The sequence below is a fragment of the Streptomyces sparsus genome (genome assembly GCF_054776295.1).
The window spans coordinates 1-4,643 of the sequence record NZ_BAAHCA010000357.1 but is presented as its reverse complement, the minus strand read 5'-3'; the positions used below and the strand labels follow the sequence as shown (position 1 = coordinate 4,643).

General features: G+C 74.0%; 5 protein-coding genes. 1 reads left to right on the top strand and 4 read right to left on the bottom strand.

The genetic code is table 11. From position 1 onward, the window contains the following. Positions 1-123 precede the first annotated feature (123 nt). The 4 genes from ACYVE9_RS16280 to ACYVE9_RS16265 all read right to left on the bottom strand — a co-directional run bounded on the left by ACYVE9_RS16280 (position 124) and on the right by ACYVE9_RS16265 (position 3,522). Positions 124-1,110, bottom strand: a complete 987-nt coding sequence (locus ACYVE9_RS16280) for a pyridoxal-phosphate dependent enzyme (RefSeq protein WP_461028580.1) — start codon at positions 1,108-1,110, stop codon at positions 124-126. Positions 1,111-1,208: 98 nt separating this feature from the next. Further along, positions 1,209-2,147: an aminoglycoside phosphotransferase family protein gene (locus tag ACYVE9_RS16275; protein ID WP_461028579.1), complete on the bottom strand. Its 939-nt coding sequence runs from the start codon at positions 2,145-2,147 to the stop codon at positions 1,209-1,211. Between the two features lie 151 nt (positions 2,148-2,298). Further along, positions 2,299-2,754 (bottom strand): DUF4383 domain-containing protein, encoded by a 456-nt coding sequence (locus tag ACYVE9_RS16270; RefSeq protein WP_461028578.1) that lies wholly within the window; start codon positions 2,752-2,754, stop codon positions 2,299-2,301. Between the two features lie 606 nt (positions 2,755-3,360). Next, positions 3,361-3,522, bottom strand: a complete 162-nt coding sequence (locus ACYVE9_RS16265) for a hypothetical protein (protein ID WP_461028577.1) — start codon at positions 3,520-3,522, stop codon at positions 3,361-3,363. 441 nt (positions 3,523-3,963) lie between these two features. Between ACYVE9_RS16265 and ACYVE9_RS16260 the strand changes: the two genes are divergently transcribed. After that, positions 3,964-4,587, top strand: a complete 624-nt coding sequence (locus ACYVE9_RS16260; RefSeq protein ID WP_461028576.1) for a DUF1360 domain-containing protein — start codon at positions 3,964-3,966, stop codon at positions 4,585-4,587. The last annotated feature ends 56 nt before the right edge of the window (positions 4,588-4,643 follow it).

Sequence of the window (4,643 nt, the reverse complement as noted above, 5' to 3'; positions counted from 1 at the left end):
CGGCCGGGACCACCACGGCCGTACCGCCGGGTGAGACGCGGCGTCCCGGCGGGCGGCCCCGCTGCCGCTCGCCGGGCGCTTCGTCACGCACGGTACTGCCGGAGCGGATCGGGGTGCGGCCGGTCAGCGTTCGGCGGTCAGGTCGCCTTCGGCCCGGGCGAGTGTCGCGGCATGGCCGAAGAGTCCGGGCAGTCCTCCGGTGTGCAGGAGCACCGTGCGCTGCCCGGGGCGGATGTCCCCGTCCCGGACGGCGGCGGCCAGCCCGGCCGCCGCGCGACCGGTGTACACCGGGTCGAGCACGACGCCCTCGGTGCGGGCGGCCAACTCCAGGGCCGCCATGGCCGGTTCGGTCAGCGTCGGATAGCCGTCTCCGACCTGGTCGAGCCGGAACCGCAGCTTCCGGGGGTCGCACGCCGTCCCGGACAGGCCCGAGACGAGTGCGGCGACCGTGCGTCGGGGGTCGGCGACGGCGCCGCAGTGCACCCCGAGCACCCGCTCCGGACCCAGGCGGTCGACGAGGCCGGCCATCGTCCCTCCGGAGCCGGCCGCGACCACGACGTGCTGCACGTCCGGAGCCTGGTCGAGCAGTTCCGTGCCGCACTCGGCGTACCCGCGCGCTCCCAGCACGCTGGACCCGCCGAACGGGACGAGGGCCGGTACGGCGCCCCGACGCCGCAGTTGTTCGACCAGCCGCCAGGCCGCGGCGTCCAGCGCCTCGCCGTACGTCTCACCCGCCCACACGACGTCCGCGCCGAGCAGGCCGTCCAGCGCCAGGTTCCCGGAGTGCGACGAGCCGGGTGTGCCTGCGAGTACCAGTACGACGTCGAGTCCCAGACGGGCGCCGGCGGCGGCGGTCAGACGGGCGTGGTTGCTCTGCGGCGCTCCCGTCGTCACCAGCACGGTGGCCCCGGCGGCGAGCGCGGCGCCGCAGAGCCACTCCAGTTTCCGCACCTTGTTGCCACCGCCGCCGAGACCGGTGAGGTCGTCGCGCTTGATCCACAGGTCGGACGCCTCGAGCCCGAGCGCGGCAGACAGCCGTTGCGCGGGTTCCAGCGGGGTCGGCCACGTTCCGAGCACGGCCCGCCGCGGGGCGCTGTCGCCGACGGTCATCCCTGTCACCCTTCGTCCGACGCGGCCCCGGGGGCTGCCAGACGATCATGATGCCATGCCGGGTGCGCGCCCCCGCCCGGGGCCCGGGCGTGCGGCCGTCACAGCTGGGCCAGTTCCGCCAGGTCCCTGGCCTTCCGCAGGTGGGTGCGAGCGGCTGCGACACCTCCGTGGTCGGCCTGCCACATCGCGGTTTCGACGCTCCGCGCCACACCCCACGCCGCCAGCCGTCGCGGCTCCTCCCCCACGGCGTCGGCCAGCGACTCCAGCCGGCCGCGCGCCGGCCCCCTCGCCGCGGCACCGGTGAAGCCCCGCTCGGGGAGACCGAGCTGCTCCAGAAGCGGCCAGGGATCGTACGCCCGGTCGCCGATCATCGGTTTCGGGTCGATCGCCAGCCAGGGCCGGCGGCCGGCCGCGAGCAGGTTGCCCGGATTGGCGTCACCGTGCAGGAGGACCACGCGGACCGCCGTGCCGGGCAGCTCCCGCAGCAGTCGCGCGCCGTGTGCCACCAGGCCGGGGTCGTACCCGAACGACAGCCGTCGTGCGCGGTCCTCGACCAGATCGGCCCACTCGGCGGTGACGTCCCCCAGCCTCTCCAGGGCCGTCGTGGCCGGCAGCGGCACCTGCCACAGTTCGCGGAGCACGAGGGCGCCGGCCGTGAGGCGCTGCTCCACGTCCACGTCTGCGGCGGCATTCATGGCGTCACCCGGCGCGACGCGTTCCAGTAGCAGCGCGTGCCGTGCGGGGTCGTGCGCGAACAGCCGGGCCGCGGCCTGTCCGTTCCACAGCCGCAGGGCTTCCGCCTCACCGGTGGCCTCCCGGTGCGGCCACGCCACTTTGAGCACCGCCGGAGTCCCGTCCGGAAGTCTGGCGGGAGCCGCCCAAGAACAACTGCCACCGGTGTACGGGGCTTCCAGCCGCAGCGACCACTGTTCCCGGAGGTCCTCGACCAGTGACGGAAGCCGCCGCCACCACGCCCGCCCCGCTTCGGTGCGGCCCGTGACGGCTCTCACGGGCAGTGACCGCGGAAAGAGCTCCACCGGGTTCCCTCCTCCCACGGGTTACCGGCCGGACTGTACTCGACGCGCTCGGCCGGGCGCCCCCTTCCCCCGCGCCACTCGGAGCGGGAGCGGGGGCGACGGCCCGGAGGCGGACGGCCCGGAGGGCGGCGCTCGCGCGAGGCGTCGGGCGTCAGTCCTTGGCGACGTCGGTGGGCACCGCTCGGGTGAGCAGGATGCCCAGCCCGATCATGCCGACGCCCAGGACGAGGTGCAGCCAGTTGTCGGCCGTGTTGAGCGGCACGAAGTTGGCCTCGCTGTCCATGTCGACGAGCAGCCCGTACGCCAGCAGGACCAGGTACACCGCGCCGCCGCCCACCAGGAAGAGACGGGCCGTCTTCCGCGCACGGGACATGGCCACCCCGGCGACGCCGAACAGCAGGTGCACCAGGTTGTGGAGCACCGACACCTGGAAGAGGCCCAGCAGCTTGGCCTCCGAGTGATGACCGGCGAACTCCAGGGTGTCGTAGTCCGTGGTGACACCCGGCACGAAGCCCAGCACCCCGACGAGCAGGAAGACGGCGCCTGCCAGCAACGCGGCCCACTGGACAGGCGCTCGGCGGGCCGTACGCGAAGAGGAAGTGGTCATGGTCTGCCCTTTCGTGGTCCGGCAGCCGGCAACCCTGCGTTGACCGGTACCTGCCGCCGAGCGGGTGCCCCGCCCCTCCGCGACCACACGAGCCACGACCACATTCAGCGACGCCCTGCTCACCATCCACCACCGGACGCCCCGGCCAGCGCCTCGTTCGCACCGCTCGCCGACCGGAGGAAGAGGCGCGGAGCACGGGCGCGACCGCAGTGCCCGGACCGCGCACCGGCTCGGACGACAAAGAGCCCCGGCTGGACGGGGGAGACCAGCCGGGGCGGCAAAGGGGGGACGGAGGGCGGTCGCCTCTCGGCGAAAGGCTCCATGGGGCTTCAGCCGAACGATCGTCCCCATGGGCGTGAGGTGAGGCCCGGGGACACTGTCCCTCCGTACCCACATATGGATGAACGATGAACCACTAGCGGGTGTTCCCGCACTCGGCGCAGCGCCACGTGATGTGGACCACTTTCCTCCGGTACAGCGGGATTCGTCCCCCCGTGGGCCACGGGGTGCCCGCCCACCCGGCTCCGGGTGGGCGTTGTCGCTGGTCGGGGCGTTCCGGGCCGGGCGCAGCCGGGGGCGGCACACCTGTCGCGTTCGGAGCGGCGGTCAGTTCTCGGAGAAGTCGTCGGGGCTGACGTCCGCCTCCTCCAGGGCCTCGCGCATCGTCCGCCCGGTGGCGCCCGGCGTGTCGGGCTCGGTCTCCGCGGTGTCGCCGAGGGCCTCCTCCGTCTTCTGCGTCTTCGGGCGGTTCTCCTCGGGAACGGTCATGGCCTTGCTCCTTGCTTCCTTCTGCTGCTTCGTACGTGCTGCCGGTCACTCGCCGCACGGGGCCGCATTCAGCCGTGCCGTCAGCGGTGACCCTCTGCCGGGTGCCCCACCGACCGCGGGGTATCCCCCGCTTGTGTGATCAAGGTGAGGGAACCCACCGGGTCCGGTGCAGCGTGACGGCCCCTCGGCGGCTGCCGAGCGACAGCGCGACGTCGGACCGCCCGGCCTGCTCGTTCGCCTCGCCGTCACCCGCCGCCTGTGCGGATGTGGTGCGCGGAGCACTCCGGCCGTCGCCGGCGAGCACCCCGCCCGCCCGCCCGCCCGCCGGAGACAGGGCACACCCGCCGGCCGTGGGGCGTGTGGCACGCGCACCTACGGGGAACCCCGCCCTCCATCGGAAGTGGCAGACGAACACCCCACGGGGCGAGAGGGAAACCCACCGTGAAGAACACGCCGCACGCCGGCAGGCACGACCACACCACCGACCCCGGAACACCGGAGCAGCGAGACGGCCGGGAAGCACCGGAAGGCAGGGCCCGCGTCACCGAAGCCCTGCGTCGGGTGCAGCGTTCCTACTCCGCCGGCAGCGACCGGCCGCTCGGTGGCTATCTGAAGGCCCTGGCCGGTTTCGGCGCCTACACGGCAGGCCTGGCGACCGCCGTCCGGCTCAGCGGACGTCCGTTGCCGGCCCGCCCCCAACCCGCCGATCTGCTGCTGACCTCGGTCGCCACGTTCCGCCTCAGCAGGCTGCTGACGAAGAGCTCGGTGACCAGCCCGCTGCGGGCGCCCTTCACCCGGTTCCAGGGGCCCGAGGGCCCGTCCGAGCTGAGCGAGGAGGTGCCGCCGGACACGCACAGCCACACCGCCGGCGAGTTGATGACCTGCCCGTTCTGCCTGAGTGTGTGGGTGGTGTCCGGTCTGACCGCCGCCCAGTTGCTGTGGCCCCGGGCCACTCGGAGCGTCACCGGCGCGCTGACCGCGCTGGCCGGCGCCGACGCGCTGCAACTCGGCTACAGCGCGCTCACCGAGAAGGTCGAGGGGGACGAGAAGGCCGAGGAGGGCTGAGCGCCCGACGCGGCCACCGGGGTCCGTCGCCCGCACCCGGCCGGGTGCGGGCGACG

Coding starts and splice junctions, on each gene's coding strand:
- ACYVE9_RS16280 (WP_461028580.1), bottom strand. CDS start 1,110: ATGACCGTCGGCGACAGCGCCCCGCGGCGGGCCGTGCTCGGAACGTGG.
- ACYVE9_RS16270 (WP_461028578.1), bottom strand. CDS start 2,754: ATGACCACTTCCTCTTCGCGTACGGCCCGCCGAGCGCCTGTCCAGTGG.
- ACYVE9_RS16265 (WP_461028577.1), bottom strand. CDS start 3,522: ATGACCGTTCCCGAGGAGAACCGCCCGAAGACGCAGAAGACGGAGGAG.